The sequence below is a fragment of the Erwinia aphidicola genome (genome assembly GCF_024169515.1).
Taxonomy (GTDB): Bacteria; Pseudomonadota; Gammaproteobacteria; order Enterobacterales; family Enterobacteriaceae; genus Erwinia; species Erwinia aphidicola.
Window position 1 is genome coordinate 2,065,933 of the sequence record NZ_JAMKCQ010000001.1, and the last position, 22,960, is coordinate 2,088,892.

20 protein-coding genes and 1 riboswitch are annotated in these 22,960 nt (G+C 58.2%); of the genes, 15 read left to right on the forward strand and 5 right to left on the reverse strand.

The features are described from left to right. Window positions 1-6 precede the first annotated feature (6 nt). A riboswitch (Lysine riboswitch) is annotated at window positions 7-197 on the reverse strand. A 377-nt stretch (window positions 198-574) separates the two neighbouring features. The 6 genes from pgi (at window position 575) to psiE (ending at window position 7,457) form a co-directional block, all read left to right on the forward strand. Beyond that, window positions 575-2,218 carry a glucose-6-phosphate isomerase gene (gene pgi, locus J2Y91_RS09560; protein ID WP_048917593.1) on the forward strand — a complete coding sequence of 548 codons (1,644 nt, stop codon included), beginning with the start codon at window positions 575-577 and terminating at the stop codon, window positions 2,216-2,218. Window positions 2,219-2,950: 732 nt separating this feature from the next. Beyond that, window positions 2,951-3,217: an exopolysaccharide production protein YjbE gene (gene yjbE, locus J2Y91_RS09565; RefSeq protein WP_048917588.1), complete on the forward strand. Its 267-nt coding sequence runs from the start codon at window positions 2,951-2,953 to the stop codon at window positions 3,215-3,217. A 78-nt stretch (window positions 3,218-3,295) separates the two neighbouring features. Then, on the forward strand, window positions 3,296-3,940 hold the full coding sequence (locus J2Y91_RS09570) for a YjbF family lipoprotein (RefSeq protein WP_253538016.1): 645 nt from the start codon (window positions 3,296-3,298) through the stop codon (window positions 3,938-3,940). Further along, a complete protein-coding gene (locus J2Y91_RS09575) occupies window positions 3,937-4,695 on the forward strand; it encodes a capsule biosynthesis GfcC D2 domain-containing protein (protein WP_253538019.1) in 759 nt (252 codons plus the stop codon). Before J2Y91_RS09570 ends, J2Y91_RS09575 begins: the two co-directional genes overlap by 4 nt. Next, on the forward strand, window positions 4,695-6,788 hold the full coding sequence (locus tag J2Y91_RS09580; protein ID WP_253538022.1) for a YjbH domain-containing protein: 2,094 nt from the start codon (window positions 4,695-4,697) through the stop codon (window positions 6,786-6,788). The genes J2Y91_RS09575 and J2Y91_RS09580 overlap by 1 nt, the downstream gene beginning before the upstream one ends. A 252-nt stretch (window positions 6,789-7,040) precedes the next feature. Continuing rightward, window positions 7,041-7,457: a phosphate-starvation-inducible protein PsiE gene (gene psiE / locus J2Y91_RS09585; protein WP_048917584.1), complete on the forward strand. Its 417-nt coding sequence runs from the start codon at window positions 7,041-7,043 to the stop codon at window positions 7,455-7,457. A 78-nt stretch (window positions 7,458-7,535) separates the two neighbouring features. On the opposite strand, the gene malG is transcribed toward psiE, so the two are convergent. From malG to malE, 3 genes are read right to left on the reverse strand one after another with little or no spacing between them, the layout of a single operon-like run. Next, window positions 7,536-8,426, reverse strand: a complete 891-nt coding sequence (malG, locus tag J2Y91_RS09590) for a maltose ABC transporter permease MalG (RefSeq protein WP_048917583.1) — start codon at window positions 8,424-8,426, stop codon at window positions 7,536-7,538. 7 nt (window positions 8,427-8,433) lie between these two features. Continuing rightward, a complete protein-coding gene (gene malF, locus J2Y91_RS09595; RefSeq protein WP_253538025.1) occupies window positions 8,434-9,966 on the reverse strand; it encodes a maltose ABC transporter permease MalF in 1,533 nt (510 codons plus the stop codon). Window positions 9,967-9,988: 22 nt separating this feature from the next. Then, window positions 9,989-11,185 carry a maltose/maltodextrin ABC transporter substrate-binding protein MalE gene (gene malE, locus J2Y91_RS09600; protein ID WP_048917581.1) on the reverse strand — a complete coding sequence of 399 codons (1,197 nt, stop codon included), beginning with the start codon at window positions 11,183-11,185 and terminating at the stop codon, window positions 9,989-9,991. A 330-nt stretch (window positions 11,186-11,515) separates the two neighbouring features. Between malE and malK the strand changes: the two genes are divergently transcribed. The 5 genes from malK to ubiA all read left to right on the forward strand — a co-directional run bounded on the left by malK (window position 11,516) and on the right by ubiA (window position 16,546). Further along, a complete protein-coding gene (malK, locus tag J2Y91_RS09605; RefSeq protein WP_253539485.1) occupies window positions 11,516-12,646 on the forward strand; it encodes a maltose/maltodextrin ABC transporter ATP-binding protein MalK in 1,131 nt (376 codons plus the stop codon). Between the two features lie 18 nt (window positions 12,647-12,664). After that, on the forward strand, window positions 12,665-13,948 hold the full coding sequence (locus J2Y91_RS09610) for a maltoporin (RefSeq protein ID WP_048917579.1): 1,284 nt from the start codon (window positions 12,665-12,667) through the stop codon (window positions 13,946-13,948). A 77-nt stretch (window positions 13,949-14,025) separates the two neighbouring features. Beyond that, a complete protein-coding gene (gene malM, locus J2Y91_RS09615; protein ID WP_099754521.1) occupies window positions 14,026-14,943 on the forward strand; it encodes a maltose operon protein MalM in 918 nt (305 codons plus the stop codon). Between the two features lie 213 nt (window positions 14,944-15,156). Beyond that, the gene (gene ubiC, locus J2Y91_RS09620) at window positions 15,157-15,675 is read left to right on the forward strand and encodes a chorismate lyase (protein WP_048917577.1); all 519 of its coding nucleotides are present in this window, start codon (window positions 15,157-15,159) and stop codon (window positions 15,673-15,675) included. A gap of 1 nt (window position 15,676) precedes the next feature. Beyond that, window positions 15,677-16,546 carry a 4-hydroxybenzoate octaprenyltransferase gene (gene ubiA, locus J2Y91_RS09625; protein ID WP_253538028.1) on the forward strand — a complete coding sequence of 290 codons (870 nt, stop codon included), beginning with the start codon at window positions 15,677-15,679 and terminating at the stop codon, window positions 16,544-16,546. Window positions 16,547-16,790: 244 nt separating this feature from the next. Here ubiA and plsB read toward each other — a convergent pair whose 3' ends face one another. After that, entirely contained in the window at window positions 16,791-19,214 is a 2,424-nt protein-coding gene (gene plsB / locus J2Y91_RS09630) for a glycerol-3-phosphate 1-O-acyltransferase PlsB (RefSeq protein WP_253539489.1), read from the reverse strand. A gap of 128 nt (window positions 19,215-19,342) precedes the next feature. Between plsB and J2Y91_RS09635 the strand changes: the two genes are divergently transcribed. The 4 genes from J2Y91_RS09635 to J2Y91_RS09650 all read left to right on the forward strand — a co-directional run bounded on the left by J2Y91_RS09635 (window position 19,343) and on the right by J2Y91_RS09650 (window position 22,259). After that, a complete protein-coding gene (locus J2Y91_RS09635) occupies window positions 19,343-19,711 on the forward strand; it encodes a diacylglycerol kinase (RefSeq protein WP_048917592.1) in 369 nt (122 codons plus the stop codon). Window positions 19,712-19,817: 106 nt separating this feature from the next. After that, window positions 19,818-20,426: a transcriptional repressor LexA gene (gene lexA, locus J2Y91_RS09640; protein ID WP_048917574.1), complete on the forward strand. Its 609-nt coding sequence runs from the start codon at window positions 19,818-19,820 to the stop codon at window positions 20,424-20,426. Window positions 20,427-20,510: 84 nt separating this feature from the next. Continuing rightward, the gene (dinF, locus tag J2Y91_RS09645) at window positions 20,511-21,833 is read left to right on the forward strand and encodes an MATE family efflux transporter DinF (RefSeq protein ID WP_253538031.1); all 1,323 of its coding nucleotides are present in this window, start codon (window positions 20,511-20,513) and stop codon (window positions 21,831-21,833) included. Window positions 21,834-22,049: 216 nt separating this feature from the next. Continuing rightward, on the forward strand, window positions 22,050-22,259 hold the full coding sequence (locus J2Y91_RS09650; protein ID WP_048917572.1) for a CsbD family protein: 210 nt from the start codon (window positions 22,050-22,052) through the stop codon (window positions 22,257-22,259). 80 nt (window positions 22,260-22,339) lie between these two features. Here J2Y91_RS09650 and zur read toward each other — a convergent pair whose 3' ends face one another. After that, a complete protein-coding gene (zur, locus tag J2Y91_RS09655; protein WP_048917571.1) occupies window positions 22,340-22,855 on the reverse strand; it encodes a zinc uptake transcriptional repressor Zur in 516 nt (171 codons plus the stop codon). Window positions 22,856-22,960: the final 105 nt, after the last annotated feature.

The window sequence follows — 22,960 nt, forward strand, 5'->3', positions numbered from 1 at the left end:
GACGATTTACCCAGAAGCGCCCCACCTCGCCGCCCGACTACCGGACGTTGCTGGTGACAACCCAGAGGATTCAGCCCCTGTGGTCGATACGCCCCACTCCGCGTGGTTGGTACCTCGGCGTCGCTTCCCCCTGATGTGTCTTCACCGGATACGGCTCCTCCAACACACTACCTGGGCGACGCGCCTCTTCTGGCTTACGCACGTGGTGCATAAGTTGCGGACTAGAAATATCGGGTTATGCCTCCCCTGTCAACGCTTGTCGGCTGAGGATTATTCATTTTTGTTATGACCGCGCTGGTATCACTCGTGCTTATCACTTTTGTCAGCTAAATCACCGTTTAGACCATAAGCGTCAATTCTTATAAGCACGCCCCAGGCTATAATTTTTTTCCTTAACAGGGTATGAATAGTCATACTGAAACCCCTGGTGGGCACGATCCTCACCCGCCGAGTGCAAAATCGCGATGGGATGATTGCTGATACCTGTTGCAGGAAAAGGAAAGAGCCTGCTCCTTAACGGGTAACATGTCGTCCGATCTGAATGACGGTTCTTAAATAAAAAGAGTGTGTTGCTATGAAAAATATCAATCCGACACAAACCGCTGCCTGGCAGGCACTGCAGCAGCATTTTGAACAGATGAAAGATGTGCAAATTGCCGACCTGTTCGCGCAAGATGCCGACCGGTTTGCTAAATTCTCCGCCACTTTTGACGACCAGATGCTGGTGGATTTTTCCAAAAACCGCATCACCCAGGAAACCCTCGACAAGCTGCAAGCGTTGGCGAAAGAGACCGACCTGCAGGGCGCGATCAAGTCGATGTTCTCCGGCGAGAAGATCAACCGCACTGAAGATCGTGCCGTGCTGCACGTGGCGCTGCGCAACCGCAGCAACACCCCGATCATGGTTGATGGCAAAGATGTGATGCCGGAAGTCAACGCGGTGCTGGAAAAGATGAAAGGCTTCTCCGAGCGCATTATCAGCGGCGACTGGAAAGGCTACACCGGCAAAGCCATCACTGACGTGGTGAACATTGGTATCGGCGGCTCCGACCTCGGTCCGTTTATGGTCACCGAAGCACTGCGCCCATATAAGAACCACCTGAATATGCACTTCGTTTCCAACGTCGACGGCACCCATATTGCCGAAACGCTGAAAACGCTGAACCCGGAAACCACGCTGTTCCTCGTGGCCTCGAAAACCTTCACCACTCAGGAGACCATGACCAACGCCCACAGCGCGCGTGACTGGTTCCTGACCTCCGGTGAACAGGAAGACGTGGCGAAGCACTTTGCCGCGCTGTCGACCAATGCTAAAGCGGTCAGCGAGTTCGGGATTGATACTGACAACATGTTCGAATTCTGGGACTGGGTCGGCGGCCGCTACTCACTGTGGTCGGCGATTGGCCTGTCGATCATCCTGTCTATCGGTTTCAGCAACTTTGAGAAGCTGCTGAGCGGCGCGCACGCGATGGACCGCCACTTTGCCGACACGCCGGAAGAGAAAAACCTGCCGGTGCTGCTGGCGCTGATCGGCATCTGGTACAACAACTTCTTTGGTGCTGAAACCGAAGCGATCCTGCCGTACGACCAGTATATGCACCGCTTTGCCGCCTATTTCCAGCAGGGCAACATGGAGTCCAACGGTAAGTACGTTGACCGTAACGGCACGCCGGTAACTTACGAAACGGGTCCGATTATCTGGGGCGAGCCGGGCACTAACGGCCAGCATGCGTTCTACCAGCTGATCCACCAGGGCACTAAGCTTATCCCTTGCGACTTTATTGCTCCGGCGAACACCCACAACAAGCTGGGCGATCATCACAGCAAGCTGCTGTCGAACTTCTTTGCCCAGACCGAAGCGCTGGCGTTTGGTAAAGCGCGTGACGTGGTAGAGAAAGAGTTTGCCGATGCCGGAAAAGATGCGCAGTCCGTCGAGCACGTGGTGCCGTTCAAAGTGTTTGAAGGTAACCGCCCGACCAACTCCATCCTGCTGCGTGATATCACGCCGTTCAGCCTCGGCGCGCTGATTGCGCTGTATGAGCATAAGATCTTCACTCAGGGCGCCATCCTCAACATCTTTACCTTCGATCAGTGGGGCGTTGAGCTGGGCAAACAGCTGGCTAACCGCATCCTGCCGGAACTCTCCGGCGCGGATAACGTCACCAGCCACGACAGCTCTACCAATGGCCTGATTAACCGCTATAAATCCTGGCGTTAATTCTCGGCCTGGGTCAGGCGTGCCTGACCCCTACCAATCCGCATCCCCGTGAACGTAGGGGTCGACCATTTTTTCCGGTCGACCCGTGTTACGGGCTGACCGAAACAGAAGGTCAGCCCCTACAAAACCAGGGCGCTGTGATCCGTGCAGATGATCAATACCCCGCAAGCCGAACCCCCATTTACTGGGGGTTTTTTATTTTCTGGTATTCCCTGGCACTGGTTGACAGCCGGGCAGCCCGCTGTCAGCGATAATCCCACCGTCATCTCGCCGTAAAACCCCCCCAAAGATGAGTAAAGTTTGCGTTTTTGAGATGGGCATATTCCTAAAATTGCGCAAAATCGCCCGATTTTGCGGCAGAAAATTCTGAATCTGGCCGCTGTTTGCAGGGGCTAAACTCGGTCATTCTCTGTGATTATCTTCATGTTTTTAAATGGATTATTACAAAAATAATGCCATTTGCTACCGTCATGTCATTAATATTTCATCTGGCTGGAATTTTTAGCCTATGGCGCCAGATTTAAATTAAATATTGGTATTAATCTCCGTTTAAGGCACTTATGTAGATAAATATCTGCCTTAACCGCAACTTTTTCGCCATTTACCAGTGTTTTACACCATCTCTTTCCGCGCCGGATGGCCCGCTGCTTTCTGATAATTTATTCCCCATACTGGTGTCGCCAGGTGCCATCCAGGCCCTGGTATCCATTCATTTAATGAAGGGAAAGTGTGATGAAAAAAGTCTTATGGGCTACTGCAGCCATAGTGTACTTAGCGAGTGCTTCGGGCGCGTTTGCCGCAGAAGCAGCTGGCGCATCAGCGACAGAGACCGGTGCAGCTGCCGGTGCTGAAGCCGGTGCGATGTCGGCCGGTGTAACCACTGCCGTTGGTATTGGTGCTGCTGGCGCTCTGGCCGGTATTGCGCTGGCCGCGAGCAGCGGTGGTAATGGTTCCAATACCGGAACCACGACCACCACGACCACCAGCACCACCCGCTAAGTACAAAAAATTAATCATAACCACACGCTTGTGTGGTTATTTTCAGCCTTGTTCTACTTTGCTCAGGGACACACACAGGTGCGAAACCTTCCACTGCTGATCCTCTGCCTGCTGCTTCAGGCCTGTACTCAAACGCAAAAAGGATTGGGTGAAACCGTCAAGCTGGCATTTCTCGGCGCTGACGACATCCAGATGACTAACCAACAAATCGACAGTTTGCCCTACGCCAGCATGTATTTGCGCGTCAATGACGGCCAGCAAATCTTCGTGGTGCTCGGCTTCAACGAGAACGGCCAGCAGAAGTGGATCACCCGCGATCGGGCGATGCTGGTGACCCAGCATGGTCGTCTGGTGAAAACGCTGGGCATGGCCGATAACCTCAATGAAGTCAGCAGCCTGGAGAACGACCCGCTGCGCGATGCCCTGCATCTCAGCGTCGGGGCCAGCTGGACGCGGGCCATGAGCTGGACGGAAAACGGCCAGCCGCGCGCCGCAACCGCAACGTCCCACTTTACCCGCCTGAAGGATGAGGTGCTGCAGCTGGCCGGTGAGCCGGTGGCGTGCCGCGTGTGGCAGGAAGAGGTCAGCGCCGACGACGGCCAGTCCTGGCGCAATACGTTCTGGATTGATACCACCAGCGGGCAGGTTCGTCAGGCCCGGCAGATGCTGGGTGCGGACACTATCCCGGTTGAATTCACTATCCTGAAGCCTGCGAAATCATGAAAAAAACTATAACAACTCTTCTCGCAGGGATAGTGGCATCGCTGTCGCTGCAGGCTGTGGCGGATAGCCAGGTCACGGTATTTTATCCCGGGCAAGCGGTACCGGTGGCGATCGTCCACGCCGAAAATCTCGCGCAGCTGGTCACCAGCCCGGTACTCCAGCAGAAAACCTGGTGGCCCGGCACGGTGATAAGCGAAAAGCTGGCCACGGCGGTGGCAGTACAGCAGCAACAGCAGCTGCTGTCGCGCCTGCAGGCGTGGCGTGATGAACTGAAACGTGACGATAACGGCGAACAGGCGGCCATCGTGGATAATCTGCGTCAGCAGATTGCGGCGCTAAAAGTGACAGGACGGCAGAGAGTCAATCTGGACCCGGACTGGGTGCGCTTACGGCCAGAGGCCAACCGCACGCTGCAGGGCGAGTACAGCGTCTATACCCTGGAAAAACCCACGTCGGTGACGCTGGCCGGGGTGGTGGAGAAGGCGGGCAATACGCCATGGGCGGCCGGGCGATCCGTGGTGGATTACCTCGATGCCCACCCGCGCATGAGCGGCGGCGAGCGCAACACCGCGCAGGTGATCTCCCCGGCGGGTGACGTGACCGAGGTGCCCGTGGCTTACTGGAATCGACGTCACTACGAGCCGCAGCCGGGCAGCATCATCTTTGTTGGCTTCTCCTCCTGGACGCTGCCGAGCGCCTATGCCGATCTCAACCAGCAGATCGTTTCTGTTCTGACGCACCGGATCCCTGACTGATGAAAAAACGTTATCTTCTCAGCCTGCTGTCACTTTCCGTCGCCTGTGCCTGCCAGGCTCAGGCGGCGACTTATTCCGATCCGATCGGCCCCTCCCAGTCCGACTTCGGCGGCGTGGGCCTGATGCAGGTACCGACCGCGCGTATGGCAAAAGAGGGCGAGTTCAGCCTTAACTATCGCTACAACGACCAGTACCATTTCTACTCCTCCTCGGTGCAGCTGTTCCCGTGGCTGGAAGCCACCATCCGCTACACCGACGTAAAAACCCGCGAGTACAGCGCGGTGTCGAGCTTCTCGGGGGATCAGACCTATAAAGATAAAGCGTTCGACCTCAAGCTGCGGCTGTGGGAAGAGGGCTTCTGGCTGCCGGAAGTCTCGGTGGGCTCGCGCGATCTCGGCGGCACCGGGCTGTTCGACAGTGAATACCTGGTGGCGACCAAAGCCTGGGGACCGTTTGATTTCACCCTTGGCCTCGGCTGGGGCTACATCGGTAACAGCGGCACCATCAAGAACCCGTTCTGCTCCGCCAGTGAAAAGTACTGCTACCGCACCGAAGGTAACGGCACCGCCGGTTCGGTCAGCGGCAGCGATATGTTCAAAGGCCCGACGGCGCTGTTCGGCGGCATCGAATACCAGACCCCGTGGCAGCCGCTGCGCCTGAAAATGGAGTACGAAGGCAACGACTACCAGGATGATTTTGCCGGTCGTCTGGAGCAGAAGAGCAAGTTCAACGTCGGGGCAATTTACCGCCTTACCGACTGGGCAGACGTCAACGTCAGCTATGAGCGTGGCAACACCTTTATGGCAGGCTTCACCCTGCGCACCAACTTCAACGATCTGCATCAGAACCAGCGTGATATGCCGAAGCCGGAATACAACCCGCAGCCGCAGGATCGCTTCCTCGAGCCGACGGTGACCGCCAGCCAGCTGACCGACCTGAAGTACAATGCCGGGCTGAACGCGCCGAATATTCAGGTGGATGGCAGCACCATGACCGTCACCGGCGAGCAGTATAAGTATCGCGATACTCAGCGCGGCGTCGATCGCGCCAACGTGATCCTCGCCAATCATCTGCCGTCAGGCATTGAGACGCTGCGCGTCACCCAGACGCGCAGCAACATGCCGCAGGTTACTACCGAAACCAACGTCGGCAGCCTGCAACGGCAGCTGGCAGGCTATCCGCTCGGGCGTGAAGAGACGCTACAGCAGCAGCGGGTAAATCCGGTCAGGCTGGGCCATACCGAGCAGGGCTTCCGCATTGATGGCGACCGCCTGAACTACAGCCTGTCGCCGGTGCTTAACCAGTCGGTAGGCGGCCCGGAAAGTTTCTACCTCTACCAGGTGGGGGTGATGGCCAATGCCAGCTTCTGGCTGACCGACCACCTGCTGCTGGACGGCAGCCTGTTCGGCAACCTGGCCAACAACTACGACAAGTTTAACTACAACGGCGCCCCGTCCGACTCCTCGCTGCCGCGCGTGCGTACCCACATTCGCGACTACGTGGAAAACAACGTCTATGTGAATAACCTGCAGGCCAACTACATGCGCGAGCTGGGCAACGGTTTCTACGGTCAGCTGTACGGCGGCTATCTGGAGACCATGTACGGCGGCGTGGGTGGGGAAGTGCTGTATCGTCCGCTGGATGCCAGCTGGGCGGTGGGCGTCGATGCCAATTACGTCAAGCAGCGTGACTGGGACAATATGATGCAGTTCACCGACTATACGGCGAAGGTGGGCAACATTACCGGTTACTGGCAGCCGTGGTTTATGCGTAACGTGCTGGTGAAAGCCAGCGTCGGGCAGTACCTGGCGGAAGATAAAGGCGTGACGGTCGACGTGTCGAAGCGCTTCGACAGCGGCATTATCGTTGGCGCTTACGCCACCAAAACCAACGTCTCGGCGGAGGAGTACGGCGAGGGTGACTTCACCAAAGGCTTCTATATTTCGGTGCCGATGGATGTGTTCAGCGTGTCGCCAACCCGTGGCCGTGCGCAGGTTAACTGGACGCCGCTGACGCGCGATGGCGGTCAGATGCTGGGCCGTAAGTACCAGCTGTACGATATGACCACCGACCGCGACGCCAACTACCGTTAACCACCCCGTTGATGTCGGGGGCGACCTTCTCTTCCGGTCGCCCCGTGCCGACGGTTTGCACCGGCCGTAATGAAGACCTTCTCTTTCGGTCGCCCCGGTTTGACGGGCTGACCGAAAAGGAGGGTCAGCCCCTACGTGTCACACCCTGTAAAATGCCTTTGCCCAATCGAAATGTTGTGATCTGCGTCACGCTCAAGCATATTGTATCCGTCGGCATTCCCGACGGATAACAATGACTTTGAGGCACCCGAGATGACTTCCCAAGACCGTAACACGCCTGCCACCCGGCTGGCATTTGCCCTGCAAATGGTATTAAACACCGGCCTGATCGTGCTGGCCTGTATCCTGATCATCTTCCTCGGCAAAGAGACCATCCACCTCGGCAATGTGCTGCTCAACACCGGCGAGCAGACCTCGTCGTATCTGCTGATTGAAGGCATCGTTATCTACTTTCTTTACTTCGAGTTTATCGCCCTGATCATTAAATACTTCCAGTCGGGCTACCACTTCCCGCTGCGCTACTTTGTTTATATCGGCATCACCGCGATTATCCGCCTGATTATCGTCGACCATAAAAACCCGTTCGACACCCTGGCCTATTCCATAGCCATCCTGATCTTAGTGGTCACGCTGTGGCTGGCGAACAGCAACCGGCTGAAGCGCGAATAAAAAAACAGGCGATCCGAAGATCGCCTGAAGACACAGGGTAACGCTAAGCACTCTCGCAGTGGCAACAACAAAACTGATTTAACCCTTCACGCCGCCCGCCGTCAGGCCGTTAACCAGCCAGCGCTGGGCGACAATAAACACCAGCGTAATCGGCAGCGCAGACAGCACCGCCGCCGCGGCAAAATCACCCCACAGATAGTTCTGCGGATTCAGATACTGCTGCATGCCGACCGCCAGCGTGTAGCTGTTAACGTCGCGCAGCAGCAGCGAGGCGACCGGCACTTCGGTGACGGCGGCAATAAACGACAGAATAAACACCACCGCCAGAATCGGCACCGACAGCGGCAGCAGGATCAGGCGAAACGCCTGCCACGGCGTGGCACCGTCCAGCGCCGCTGCTTCTTCCAGCGAGCCATCGATGGTTTCGAAATAGCCCTTAATCGTCCAGACATGCAGCGCGATACCGCCCAGATAGGCGAAGATCAGCCCGGCATGGGTATTCAGCCCGATAAATGGCAGATACTGGCCAAGGCGGTCAAACAGCGCATACAGCGCCACCAGCGACAGCACCGCCGGGAACATCTGGAAAATCAGCATCCCCTTCAGCAGGCTGGCTTTGCCGCGAAAGCGCATGCGGGCAAAGGCATAAGCGCAGGTGGTGGAGAGGGCGACAATGCCGACGGCGGTGATCGCCGCGACCTTCACCGAATTCCACAGCCACAGCAGCACCGGGAACGGCGGCGGCGTCACGCTGCCGTTCTCATGCGTCACCGCAAAGCCGAGCGCCAGCTTCCAGTGATCCCAGGAAATATGCTCCGGCAGCAGCGAGCCAATCGCATAGTTGCCGGGGCGCAGCGAAATGGCGATCACCATCAGCAGCGGATACATAATCACCGCGACAAACGCCAGCAGCAGCAGGTGGGTCAGCAGCAGCCGCAGCTTTTGCGATTTAGGTTGCACGACAGCCATATCTACCTCACTCGATTTTCATACGCGTGGCTTTCAGGTTCAGCACCGCCAGCCCGCCAACTAACAGGAAGATCAGCGTGGCAATCGCCGCCGCCAGGCCAAAGTCCTGCCCGCCGCCGCCCTCAAAGGCGATGCGCCAGGTGTAGCTCACCAGCAGGTCGGTATAGCCCGCCGGAGTGGTGGTGCCAAGCCGGTCCGGGCCGCCGTTGGTCAGCAGCTGGATCAGCACAAAGTTATTAAAGTTAAAGGCGAAGCTGGCAATCATTAGCGGCGTCAGCGGCTTAAGCAGCAGCGGTAGCGTGATGCGGAAGAAGTTCTGCCCTGGCGTGGCGCCGTCGAGCGCTGAGGCCTCATAGAGATCCTCCGGGATCGCCTTCAGCAGCCCCATGCACAGAATCATCATGTACGGATAGCCAAGCCAGGTATTGACGATCACCAGCATGCCGCGCGCCAGCGTCGGGTCGCTAAACCAGGCCGGTTTTATCCCCAGCAGGCTTTGCAGCATGATATTGATCTCGCCGAAGCTCTGGTTGAACAACCCTTTGAAGATCAGAATCGAGATAAACGCCGGGACCGCATACGGCAGGATCAGCAGCAGGCGATAGGTGGCGCGGCCGCGCAGCGCTTCCCACTGCATCAGGCAGGCCAGCACCATGCCCACGGCGGTGGTCAGCAGAACCGTCAGCAGTGAGAACACCACGGTCCAGACGAAGATCGCCAGGAACGGTTTCTGAATGCCATCGTCGGTCATCACCCGCAGGAAGTTTTTCCAGCCGATCGGCACGGTATAGCCCGGGCTGAGACGCTCGCCGCTCCACTGCTGCGCGGCGTCTTTTGCCTGATAAAACCCGCTGGCGTCGTTAGGCCAGTAAACCGTGCCGTTCTGCTGATTGGTCAGCTCACCCGCGCTGCCCAGCTTGTAGAGCGGCTGGCTGGCGGAAAACTGGCGCAGCGAACTCATGCGCAGGCGGCTGCCGTCCGGCAGCGTGGCGCTGATGCGCGCCAGTGCCTGGCGGTTCTGCGTCACCACGCGCAGCATGGCTCGCTCGCCCGGAGGGTTGCTGCTCTGCGCTTGCAGCGTCAGAGACGGGTCTATCTGCTCATCGAACGAGAACGGCGCAGAGAGGAAACGCTGCTGATTGTCGTCGCTGAGCTGTAAAATCCACTGATTGCCCGCCGGCCACAGGCTGAAGCTGTAGTGCTCCCCGGCCTGGTACTGACGGTCCAGCAGCACCGTCTGCGCCCGTTCAAAGGTCAGCTGGTTGGTGCTGCTGTAGTTGGTAAAGGCAATGGCAATGGTGGCCGCCAGCGGGAACAGGACGAACAGCGCCATGCCCGCTAGCCCCGGATACACATAGCGCCAGGCGCTGGCGCGGCGCTGGGCGAAAATCACCAGCCCGGTGCTGAGCACAATCAGCGTCAGGGCGGCAAACAGCGTTTCGCCCTGCGCATACATCAGCACCACCAGATAACCGGTGAAAATGGCAAACAGGCTGATAACAAGCCACTTCAGGGCGTTCTGTCCGGCTGGCTTCACCATACGAGATTCCTTATCCGGTGGGTTATTTGGTGATGCGCGTCTGCGCGTCTTTCAGCGCGGCATCCACCGTCTGACGGCCATTAATCGCATTCAGCACCGCCGTGCGCTCGGCATACCAGAAGGCGCTCATCTGCGGCACGTTCGGCATGATTTCACCCTTCTGCGAGTTGGCCATGGTGGCGGCGATTTTCGGATCCTGCGCCAGCTTTTCCTGCATCGACTTCAGCGCCACGGCACCCAGCGGCTTATCGGCGTTCACTTTCGCCAGCCCGTCATCGGTCAGCAGATAGTTTTCGATAAACTCTTTCGCCAGCTCTTTGTTCGGACTGGCGGCGTTGATGCCCGCGCTCAGCACGCCAACAAACGGTTTCGACGGCTGGCCTTTAAAGGTCGGCAGCAGGGTAACGCCGTAGTTGATTTTGGCGCTGTCAATATTGCCCCACGCCCACGGGCCGTTGATGGTCATCGCCGTTTCGCCTTTGTTAAAGGCGGCTTCGGCAATGGCAAAGTCGGTATCGGCATTCAGGTGTTTGTTTTTAATCAGGTCGACGAGGAACTGTAAGCCCTCCTGCGAGCCTTTGTTCGCCACGCCAACATCCTTCAGGTCATAGCTGCCGTCAGGTTTTTTCTTGAAGGCGTAGCCACCGTCAGCGGCGGTGAGCGGCCAGGTGAAATAGGGTTCCTGCAGGTTAAACATGATGGCGCTTTTGCCTTTGGCGCGCAGCTGCTTGTCGAGCGCCGGGATCGCTTCCCAACTTTTTGGCGGCTCGGGCAGCAGGTCTTTGTTGTAGATCAGCGACAGCGCTTCGGCCGCAATCGGGTAGCCAATCAGCTTACCGTTAAAACGTACCGCGTCCCAGGTGAAGGGGTAGAGCTTGTCCTGGAAGGCTTTATCCGGCGACACCTCCGCCAGCAGGCCGGACTGCGCGTAGCCGCCAAAGCGGTCATGCGCCCAGAAGATGATGTCCGGGCCGTCCCCGGTAGCCGCCACCTGCGGATACTTCTCTTCCAGCTTGTCCGGGTGCTCTACCGAGACCTTAATGCCGGTATCCTGCTCAAACTTCTTCCCGACTTCCGCCAGACCGTTGTAGCCCTTGTCGCCGTTGATCCAGATAACCAGTTTGCCCTCTTCAATCTTTGCCAGCGCCGTCGCCGGGAGCAGCGCGCAGGTCAGGCTGCACAGCAGCAGGGTTTTCGTACTTAATCTGAACTTCGCCATATTTCGTTCCTCTAAGTGTGAGAAGCCGGGATGTGCCCGCAGTCTGCGGTTAATGCATGCAGCTGGCTTCCTCCCTACGTCTACTCCCCCCAGTTGCGTTATGTGATCGCGCTTACATAAGCGTGAAATCTGCGTGTGCGCGCACAAAAAACACCCCCTGATTTTGCCCGTGACGTCACGAATTTCCGCCGCCGCCCCGGCTTGCCTTCATGCTGCCCGTTTCCTCATCCTCCTTTCTCCTCCCCCATAAAAAAGCGCCCGGTGGAGGAGTTGCCGCGCCGCCGCCTGCCGCACACTCCGGCCATCGAACAGCGTGGAAGGGAGAGGCAGATGGCCAGCGTGGTGCTGAATAATGTCACCAAAGCATGGGGTGACGTGGTGGTATCAGATGCGATTGACCTGACGATTGCCGAAGGGGAATTCGTGGTGTTTGTCGGTCCTTCGGGCTGCGGCAAGTCAACGCTGCTGCGGATGATTGCCGGGCTGGAGGAGATCACCTCCGGCGAGCTGCTGATTGGCGAGCGCCGCATGAATGAAGTGCCGCCCGCCGGGCGCGGCGTCGGCATGGTGTTCCAGTCATACGCGCTCTATCCCCATCTGACCGTGGCGGAAAACATGTCCTTCGGCCTGAAGCTGGCCGGGGTGCCGAAAGCGCAAATCCAGCAGCGGGTGAACCAGGTCGCCGAAGTGCTGCAGCTGGCGCACCTGCTGGAACGCCAGCCGAAAGCGCTCTCCGGCGGCCAGCGTCAGCGCGTGGCAATCGGCCGCACGCTGGTGGCAGAGCCGCAGGTATTCCTGCTGGATGAACCCTTGTCAAACCTCGATGCTGCGCTGCGCGTGCAGATGCGCATTGAGATCTCCCGCCTGCATAAGCGCTTACAGCGCACCATGATTTACGTCACTCACGACCAGGTAGAAGCGATGACGCTGGCCGACAAAATCGTGGTGCTGGAGGGCGGTCGCATTGCCCAGATCGGTAAACCGCTCGAGCTGTACCACTATCCCGCCAACCGCTTCGTTGCCGGGTTTATCGGCTCGCCGAAGATGAACTTCCTGCCGGTCAAAGTGACCGCCACCGCCATCGATCAGGTGCAGGTTGAGCTGCCGAATCGCCAACAGATCTGGCTACCCGTCTCCAGTGACGGCGTGCAGCCCGGCAGCAATATGTCGCTTGGCATTCGCCCCGAGCACCTGCTGCCGAGCGAGGTCGCCGACGTCACGCTCGCCGGTGTGGTGCAGGTGGTCGAACAGCTCGGCCACGAAACCCAGATCCATATCCAGATCCCCGCGCTGCGTCAGAACCTGGTTTACCGCCAGAACGACGTGGTGCTGGTAGAAGAAGGTGCCCATTACGCCATCGGCCTGCCGCCCCAGCGTTGCCATCTGTTTCGCGAAGATGGTCGTGCCTGTCGCCGGCTGCATCAGGAACCGGGTGTTGAAGCACTCCAGCAAAAGCAGTGATAACAGGAGTCAAACAGAATGATTAAGCTGAAATATCCTCTGGCAGTGGCCATTGCGATGGCCATCTCCGGCCAGGCAGCGGCGGTAGATTTTAAAGGCTATGCGCGTTCAGGCATCGGCTGGACCGGCAGCGGCGGCGAGCAGCAGTGCTTCCAGGCGACCGGGGCCAACAGCAAATACCGTCTGGGTAACGAATGTGAAACCTACGCCGAATTAAAACTCGGGCAGGAGCTGTGGAAAGAGGGCGATAAGAGCTTCTACTTCGACACCAACCTGGCCTATGCCGTGTCTCAGCGTTCAGATTTCGAAAGCGTCGATCCCGGCTTTCGTGAAGTGAACGTGCAGGGTAAAAACCTGATCGAGTGGCTGCCAGGCTCTACCCTGTGGGCGGGTAAACGCTTCTATCAGCGTCATGACGTCCATATGATCGACTTCTACTACTGGGACATCTCCGGGCCGGGTGCCGGTCTGGAAAACGTCGATCTCGGCTTCGGTAAACTGTCGATGGCAGTGACGCGTAACGGCGAAGCAGGCGGCTCTTACGGCTTCATCGATAACCAGCAGAACCAGGTGCCGACCATTAACGACACCTTCGACGTGCGGCTTGCCGAGCTGAATACTAACCCGGGCGGCGTGCTGGAGTTCGGCGTCGACTACGGTCGTGCTAACGTGCAGGACGGCTACTCGCTGGCCGACGGCGCCACCAAAGATGGCTGGATGCTGACCGCAGAACATACCCAGACTATCTACAACGGCTACAACAAGTTTGTCGTGCAGTACGCGACCGATGCGCTGACCTCCCAGCGTAACGGCCGTACCGAAGGTTCCAGCATTGATAACAACGGCAAAATGATGCGCTTAATCGACCATGGCGCGCTCGACTTCAATGACAAATGGGGCCTGATGTACGTGGCGATGTTCCAGGATGTGGACCGCGACAACCAGAACGGCACCACCTGGTACACCGCCGGCGTGCGCCCGATGTACAAATGGACGCCAATCATGAGCACCCTGCTGGAGCTCGGCTATGACAACGTCAAGTCGCAGGAAACCGGCGATCGCAACAGCCAGTATAAAGTGACCCTTGCCCAGCAGTGGCAGGCCGGTGACAGCATCTGGTCGCGCCCGGCAATCCGCCTGTTCGCAACTTACGCCAAGTGGGATGAGAAGTGGGGCTACGCCACGGCGGACGATACCGGCTTCACCTCCGGCACCGCCTACAACGATACCAGCGCCAAAACCTTCAGCCGCGGAAACGATGACGAAGTCACCTTCGGCGTGCAGATGGAAGCCTGGTGGTAACCCCTGCCTGACCGCATGTTTTACCCCGATGTTGCATTGCCTGGCGGCATCGGGGTTGTCCGTTTGAGGAACCTAAAATGAAAAAAAATCTGCTGTCTCTCTGCCTGATCGCCGCGCTTGGCCTCGGTGCAGCCCCGCTGTCGCAGGCGGAAACCTTCACTTCTCCGACTAACGTGGCGGTGGCACCGAGCATCCCGGCGGACGCGCTTCAGCGCCTCTCCTGGCTGCCGATGACGCCGCCTGTCTCGAACGATATCCAGCTGAACGCCTCGTCGCAGTCGCTTAACCAGGGCGAAATCACCGGCCCGGTTGCCGCCGTGACGCTGCCCGCCGATCGCGGCTCGCTGGAGATTACCCTCACCAGCGTGGTGAAAGACAAGCGCGTATACGTGCCGAACGTGCTGGTGCTGGATGAGCAGAAACGCCCGGCGGCCTTCTATCCCGGTAGCTACTTCCCGTATGAAAAACCTGGCGTGGTGTCGATGGACAGGCTGGAGGGAACGCTGAAGCTCACCCCGGCGCTGGGCCAGAAGCAGATCTATCTGCTGATCTACACCACCCGTCAGGATCTGACCACCACCACCCAGCTGAAAAATCCAGCAAAAGCCTACGCGGAAGGGGTGGGTAATGCGGTGCCGTCAATCCCCGATCCGGTGGCGACTCACGTCAGCGATGGCCTGATCAAGCTAAAGGTTAAGGCGGAGCAGGGTAGCGGCAACATTATGATAGGCCAGGTGTTTAACCAGCCTGAACCGCAGCCGGTGGTGGTTGGCGGCAGCGCACCCGCCAGCGCTCCGGCTCCGGCGGCGTCAGCGCCTGCAGCCAAAGGCGAACCGATGCTCAGCGATACCGAAAGCTACTTCAACCAGGGCATCCGCCAGGCGGCGAAAGCGGGCGATATCGACAAAGCCCTGCGCCTGATGAATGAGGCTGAGCGTTTAGGCTCCACCTCAGCGCGCAAAACCTTTATCAGCAGTGTGAAAGGCAAGGGCTAAGCTCTGCCCCGCTATGGGCTGCAAGCCCATAGCGGGGGACGGCGTGAAACCCCGCACTGCTGTTGTGGCGGGATGACTGGTGCGCTGCGTTATCGGGCGCACTTTTTTTCACGCTTTTTCCTGACAAAATTCCTCACTTTTACCGCGCTTTAATAGGTTTGCCCCCGGGGTGTGCGATACACTCAGGCATCAAAAGTTTTACGGAGAAGTGTTATGGCTGATAACGCGCTGTCGCTGTTGCGCGCGATCAACTGGCTACCGAACTCATCACCCCTGCTAACCGCCCCCCTGCTCGACTGGCTGATGGAAGTTGATTCCATGACCCGCCGCTTTGAGCGTCACTGCCAGTGCGTGACGGTTAACCTGCTGCGTGAAGGGTTTGTTGGCGCTGAGGAAGCGGGAGAGGATGCGGCGCTGCTGCCCGATGAGTCTCAATACTGGCTGCGGGAAATCGAGCTGTGTGGCGATGGCGTGCCGTGGCTGGTGGCGCGCACCCTGGTGCCGGAATCGACCCTCAACGGCCCGGAGCAAAAGCTCCAGCAGCTCGGCACTGTCCCGCTCGGGCGCTATCTGTTTGCCACCTCGACCCTGACGCGCGATTTTATTGACGTTGGCCACAGTGCTGAACTGTGGGGGCGGCGCTCGCGCCTGCGCCTGGCGGGCAAACCGCTGCTGTTAACCGAACTGTTTTTACCGCCTTCACCGCTCTACGCCAGCCTGGAGGCCAAGTAGCATGGAGAGAACGTTGCCAATGAGTAAGCTGTCGGCATATAGCCGCCTGATGCGCATCGATAAACCGATTGGCTCGCTGCTGCTGCTGTGGCCAACGCTGTGGGCGCTGTGGCTGTCCGGCATGCAGATGCCGCCACTCAATGTGCTGCTGGTGTTCGTGCTGGGCGTATTCTTTATGCGCGCCGCGGGCTGCGTGGTGAATGACTTTGCCGACCGTAAAATCGACGGCCACGTTAAGCGCACGCGCGGGCGCCCGCTGCCGAGCGGCGCGGTCAGCAGTAAAGAGGCTAAAGTGCTGTTTACCGTGCTGGTGCTCATCTCCTTTGCGCTGGTGCTGACCATGAACCGCCTGACTATCTGGCTGTCATTTGGTGGCCTGGCGCTGGCGTGGATGTACCCGTTTATGAAGCGCCATACCCATCTGCCGCAGGTGGTGCTCGGTGCGGCGTTTGGCTGGTCGATCCCGATGGGCTGGGCGGCAGTGAGCGGCAGCGTGCCGCTGAACTGCTGGCTGCTGTTCCTCGCCAATATCTGCTGGACCGTGGCCTACGACACGCAGTATGCGATGGTCGACCGCGATGACGACCTGAAGATCGGCGTGAAATCGACGGCAATCCTGTTTGGGCGCTTCGACAATTTGATTAACGGCGTGCTGCAGCTGGCGGCGCTGGGCCTGCTGGCGCTGGTTGGCATGCGTAGCGGGCTGGGCAGTGCCTTCTACTGGTCGATGCTGGTGGCGGCGGGGTTGTTTGTTTATCAACAGAAGCTGACCGCCAATCGCCAGCGCGAGCTGTGCTTCAAGGCGTTTCTCAATAATAACTGGGTAGGCTTCACGCTGTTCGTCGGCGTGGTGCTGGGCATCTGGCAGTAGCGGGTCGGGCATGCCCGACCCCTACAGAAAACCGGTAACGCACCCGCAGGGCATGAGCATGCCCGACCCCTACAGAAAACCGGTAACGCATCCGTAGGGGACGGGCATGCCCGTCCCGCAGGCACCAAGTTTCCAACGCAATAAAAAAGGGTCGACCGCAAAAAAAGGTCGACCCTTACCGGGATCGGGTGCCGTGAATTATAGGGGCCGATCTTTTGTGTCGATCGGCCCGTAGATCCTGTCCTCAGTCGGGCGCGACCGCGCTCTCAATCGTCATCCGGACTTCCTGAGTAATCAGCTCGGCCAGCAGCTGATAAACCTGCTGCGTGCGCTCGACCTGGGCGTCGCCAGAATCACTGATATAGCCCTCATCACGCAGCGTCAGCACCAGTGAAGTAAACACCGCTTTATCAAAGAACTCCGGCGCGTTAATCCCGTGCAGCACCGACAGGCGCTGGGCCATGGTGCGGCTCTCTTTCTCCAGCGTACCGCGGTTGATTGCCGGGTTAGCGCTGAGGATAGAGAAGGTAATCGCGTAACGCTGCAGGGTTTCACGGACGCCAGCCGCCAGCAGCTGCAGCGTGCGGAAACGACCCGGGCTCAGGCGCAGCGTGCTTTCATCGGCATTCAGCAGCCCCTGGCGCGCCATCTCCGCGATCAGCGCATCCAGCACCGCAGGCAGCTCTGCAATATCCCAGCGCAGGAACAGCTCGGCCTTCAGCATCGGATAAACCACGCTCACCTGGCGCAGCAGCCCGGCGCGGTCGATCTCGCGGTGCTGCATCAGAATCGCAGCAATCAGCGACGGCAGGACCAGCATGTGATGAATGTTGTTGCGGTAATAGGTCATCAGCACCGCCTGCTCGCGCGGCAGAATGACAATCTCACCGATGCTGTCCTGCTCCAGCTCGAACTTATTCATGCTCAGCGCATGTTCCAGCAGCGCTTCCGGCGTCATATCCGGCACGGTGGAGTCCGGCGAATAGGGCACGTTGCGCAGCAGTTGGGTATAGCAGTCGAGCTGTTCAGTCAGCTGTTCACGCGTCATCGAACGCTGGCGCGAGGCCAGCAGCGCGGTGACGCACAGGTTCATGGCATTAGCGGCACCGGCGTTGTTGATGCGCACCATCACTTTCTGGGCGATATCGTTGACGGCCGGGGTCAGCCACGCCGGGCGCTGGGCTTCAATAGGGTCGATCGCGTCACGCCACTCCGGCACCTGCTGGTTAAGGTAGGAGATCAGCGGCAGCGGCTCACCGAAGTTGACGTAGCCCTGACCGAGGTTGCGCAGCTTACGCAGCCCGCGCACCATCGACATAAAGCCCTCTTTCTCTTTCGTCGCCCCGCGCAGCTCTTTGGCGTAAGTACCCACTTCCATCACGTGCTCGTAACCGATGTAGATGGGCACCAGGGTGATTGGGCGATTACCGCCGCGCAGCATCGCCTGAATGGTCATCGACAGCGTGCCGGTTTTCGGGTCGAGCAGGCGACCGGTACGTGAACGGCCCCCCTCAACGAAATACTCCACCGAATAGCCGCGGGTAAACAGCTCGCCGAGATATTCGCGGAACACCGTGGAGTAGAGCTTGTTGCCCTTGAAGGTGCGGCGAATAAAGAACGCACCCAGGCGGCGGAAGATCGGACCGGCTGGCCAGAAGTTCAGGTTGATACCGGCAGCGATATGCGGCGGCACCAGACCCTGGTGATACAGTACGTAAGAGAGCAGCAGGTAGTCCATATGGCTGCGATGGCAGGGGACGTAAACAATTTCATGCCCGTCCTGCGCCAGCTGGCGCACGCGCTCGCCGCCATTAACGTTGATACCCTGATACAGCTTGCTCCAGGTCCAGCCCATAATACGGTCGGTGAGGCGAATCGCCTCGTAGGAGAAGTCGGCAGCAATCTCTTCCATCAGCTCAACGGCGTTCTGCTGGGCTTTCTCATGGGAAATTTTCTTACTGCGCGCTTCATCCTCCACCGCCTTGGCGATAGCTTTCGACTGCAGCAGCTTATTGAACAGGTCCTGACGCACCGGCAGGCGTGGCCCGACGGCAGCCAGACGCTGGCGGGCAAAGTGCATCCGCGCCACGCGGGCCAGCTTCTGGGCAATAATCTTGTCGGTGCCGTGCTCGGTGGCCATATGGCGTAAAGAGACCATCGGCGAGAAGCGCACAAAGCTGTCGCGGCCCAGCCACAGCACCGCAAAGAATTTCTGAATGCCGTTCAGCATCCGCAGATGCGGCTGTGCATCGCCCTGAACCTCGCGGCCCGGCGAGCGCCCGAACATCACCGATACCGGCACCATCTGCACATCCAGTTCCGGATGGCTGCGGTGCAGGTCGAGATATTCATGGAACAGCTTGACTGACTCAAGGTTCGGCACGAAATAGGGGAATACGCGTGGGCCATCATGGATAAACACATGACGTGGCAAAACGGCCCCGTCTATCTCCAGCGGTTCCAGCGGATCGGGGAGATCCTGCTTGCGGCACTGCTCTCGCAGTGCAAGGAGATCGGCCTTTGAATCATAAGGCAGTACATACATAATAGGGCGCGACGTATCCAGCCCGAGCTCGGCAACCGGCTCAGCGGGGATCGCCTTGCTTTTTACCAGGAATTTAACTGGTAGATTCAATAAGTTATAATATAAATTACGCCAACCTGACATAGACAACATGAAGCCTCTTGTTAGCAAAGCGCCGCAAGCATACCAGAAAGCGCCAACAGATTCTGTGGTGTTGCAAAATGTGCGCCACCCAGACATTGACGTTCAACATCGTAAAGGGTTCCCTGATTATGGCAAATAACGTCACCGGATTGACTCGGATTATAAAAGCTGCGGGCTATTCCTGGAAAGGTTTACGCGCGGCATGGCAGCATGAAGCGGCATTTCGTCAGGAGGCTATCGCCGCTATTGTTGCCATTGTTGTTGCTCTGTGGCTCGACGTGGACGCCATCACTCGTGTCCTGCTGGTCGGCTCCGTGGTGCTGGTGATTATCGTTGAGGTGCTCAATAGCGCCGTCGAAGCGGTCGTCGACCGCATCGGCAGTGAAATTCACCCGCTGGCAGGCCGGGCGAAAGACATGGGTTCGGCAGCCGTATTGCTGACGATTTTACTGGCTGTTTTTGTCTGGATCATGCTGTTAGTGCCGCATTTGCGATGAGTTTTCCAAAATTTGCAACAAACTGAATTTTGACCAACTTTAGGTTTTCATCGCGCAAATACCTGTATATACTCACAGTCGACTGTATAAACAACCAGGGGGCGGGATGAAAGCACTAACGGCAAGGCAGCAGCAGGTTTACGACCTGATTCGCGACCACATTAACCAGACCGGCATGCCGCCGACACGGGCAGAGATTGCTACGCAGCTCGGTTTCCGTTCCCCGAATGCCGCTGAAGAACACCTCAAAGCGTTGGCGCGTAAAGGCGTGATTGAGATTGTTTCAGGCGCTTCACGCGGTATCCGCCTGATGATGGAAGAAGAAGACGGTCTTCCGCTGATTGGTCGCGTTGCCGCAGGTGAACCGCTGCTTGCTGAGCAACATATCGAAGGCCACTACAAAGTGGACCCTGACCTGTTTAAACCGGGCGCCGATTTCCTGCTGCGCGTCAGCGGAATGTCGATGAGAGATATCGGCATTATGGATGGTGACCTGCTGGCGGTACATAAAACTGAAGATGTGCGTAACGGCCAGGTGGTGGTTGCCCGTATTGATGATGAAGTGACCGTGAAGCGCCTGAAGCGCCAGGGTAACACCGTGCATCTGCTGCCGGAAAACCCGGAATTCCAGCCTATCGTGGTTGACCTGCGTAACCAGACGCTGACCATCGAAGGTCTGGCCGTCGGCGTGATCCGCAACGGCAACTGGCTGTAGCAGTTACTCCCTCTAAGCGGGTCGGTCATGACCGACCCCGACTAAATCCAGATACCGACCCCTGTGAAATCCTGGTAACGCACCATGCGACTCCTCACTACAGCTGATAAACACCTCTGGCGGCTGGCGCTGCCGATGATCCTCTCCAATATCACCGTGCCGCTGCTAGGCCTGGTGGATACCGCCGTGATTGGCCATCTCGATAGCCCGGTTTACCTGGGCGGCGTTGCGGTCGGTACTACCGTTACCAGCTTCCTGTTTATGCTGCTGCTGTTCCTGCGTATGAGCACCACCGGGCTGACCGCGCAGGCATTTGGCGCGCAGGACAAACCTGCGCTGGCGCGCGCGCTAATGCAGCCGCTGCTGCTGGCACTGCTCGCCGGGCTGCTGTTCATCATCCTGAAAACGCCGCTCACTCAGCTGGCGCTCAGTCTGACCGGCGGCAGCGAGGCGGTGCTGCACCAGGCGGCGCTGTTTATGCAGATCCGCTGGCTCAGCGCCCCGGCAACGCTGGCTAACCTGGTGCTGCTCGGCTGGCTGCTGGGCGTGCAGTATGCGCGTGCGCCGGTGATCCTGCTGGTGGTCGGTAACCTGGTGAATATTCTGCTCGACCTGTGGTTCGTTATCGGCCTGGGGTGGGGCGTGCAGGGCGCGGCGGCGGCCACCGCTATTGCGGAGTACGTCAGCTTTATTGTCGGGCTGCTGCTGGTTTGGCGGGTGATGGTACTGCGCGGCCTGTCGCTGCGCCTGCTGCTCAATGCCTGGCGCGGAAACCTGGGGCGCCTGCTGCGACTTAATCGCGACATCATGCTGCGCTCGCTGCTGCTGCAAATCTGCTTCGCCTCGCTGACCCTCTTCGGGGCGCGGCTCGGCAGCGATGTGGTGGCGGTCAATGCAGTGCTGCTGATGTTCCTGACGTTTACCGCCTATGCCCTCGACGGCTTTGCCTATGCGGTGGAAGCCTGCTCCGGCGAAGCCTACGGCGCCAGCAACAGCCAGCGCCTGCTCAGCGTCTGGCACGCTGCCTGCCGCCAGTCGGTGGTGGTAGCCATCGCCTTCTCGTTACTCTATGCGCTGTGTGGCGAGCAGATAGTCGCGTTGCTGACCTCGCTACAGCCGCTGCAGCAGCTGGCCGATCGCTATCTTTGGTGGCAGGTTGTGATGCCGCTGGCGGGAGTGGGATGCTATCTGCTGGACGGGATGTTTATTGGCGCCACGCGCGCCAGCGAGATGCGTAACGGCATGGCGATAGCCGCGGTCGGTTTTGTCTTAACCCTGTGCAGCGTTCCCTGGTTGGGTAATCATGGGCTGTGGCTGGCAATGACCGTGTTCCTGCTGCTGCGCGGCCTGACGCTGTGGATTATCTGGCGCAGGCACTGGCGCAACGGCACCTGGTTTGCTCACTGAAACATTTGTTTACGTCTTCCGCCGCTGCGCTACCTCTATGATGTATTAGGGTTTTTCTCTGCTTTATGGCTTTTTTGTCAGGGGTTGTCGCAACGAGAACCCATTTCTCTACTACAATTATCTCTACGTTAAGCACTTGACCAGATATTTGACTGGTATCTAAGTGGGATTCTTAACCATAAAAGCTGTTTTAACCCAAGGTAGAGGAAACACATCATGAATAAAGACGAAGCCGGCGGTAACTGGAAACAGTTTAAAGGTAAAGTGAAAGAGCAATGGGGCAAGCTGACGGATGACGACCTGACCGTGGTTGAAGGTAAACGCGATCAGTTGGTCGGCAAAATCCAGGAGCGCTACGGCTATCAGAAAGATCAGGCCGAAAAAGAGCTTAAAGACTGGGAAACCCGTAACGATCATCGCTGGTAAGCGACGAACGACAGTAAGTATTAGCTCCTACCCAGGCACATGGAATGTGCCATCCCCCAATTATTCCCGCAAAAAATTTATCAACGCCCGCGCTTTTTGCTCTGCACGCTATGATCGTGCTGGCACGCATCCTGATGGGTGCAGGCTTCAATCTCACCACACTCCTGACAAAATCCGTGCGCTTCAATCACACTATGCCCAAGGGTAAAACCTGACTTCAGGGCCAATGATTTCAAGATATCTTCCACGCCATCCGCATGCTGCTCGCTTACTGAACCGCAGCGATCGCAAATCAACATCGCTGAGGTGTGCGAAGGCTCTTCAAAATGGTGGCAGACCACGTAGCTATTGGTTGACTCGACGCGGTGGATAAAACCCTGCTCCAGCAGGAAGTCCAGCGCCCGATAAATGGTCGGGGGTTTTGCCTGGGGTTCAGAGACGCGCAGCAGGTCCAGCAGGTCATAGGCGCTGATAGCCCCATTCTGTTCGCTCATCAGGCGCAGCACTTCAAGACGCTGTGGCGTCAGACGCACGCTACGCTGCTGGCAAATCACTTCAGCCTGCGTCAGGATTTTTTCTGCACTGGTAATATTCATGGATCCCCCTCAGGCAAGATAGGATGTTATTTTATCACGTCTGCCACAAAACGCCGAGTTTGCCATTTTAACCTGCCGACCCTGTATAAATGACTGGTATTGCCG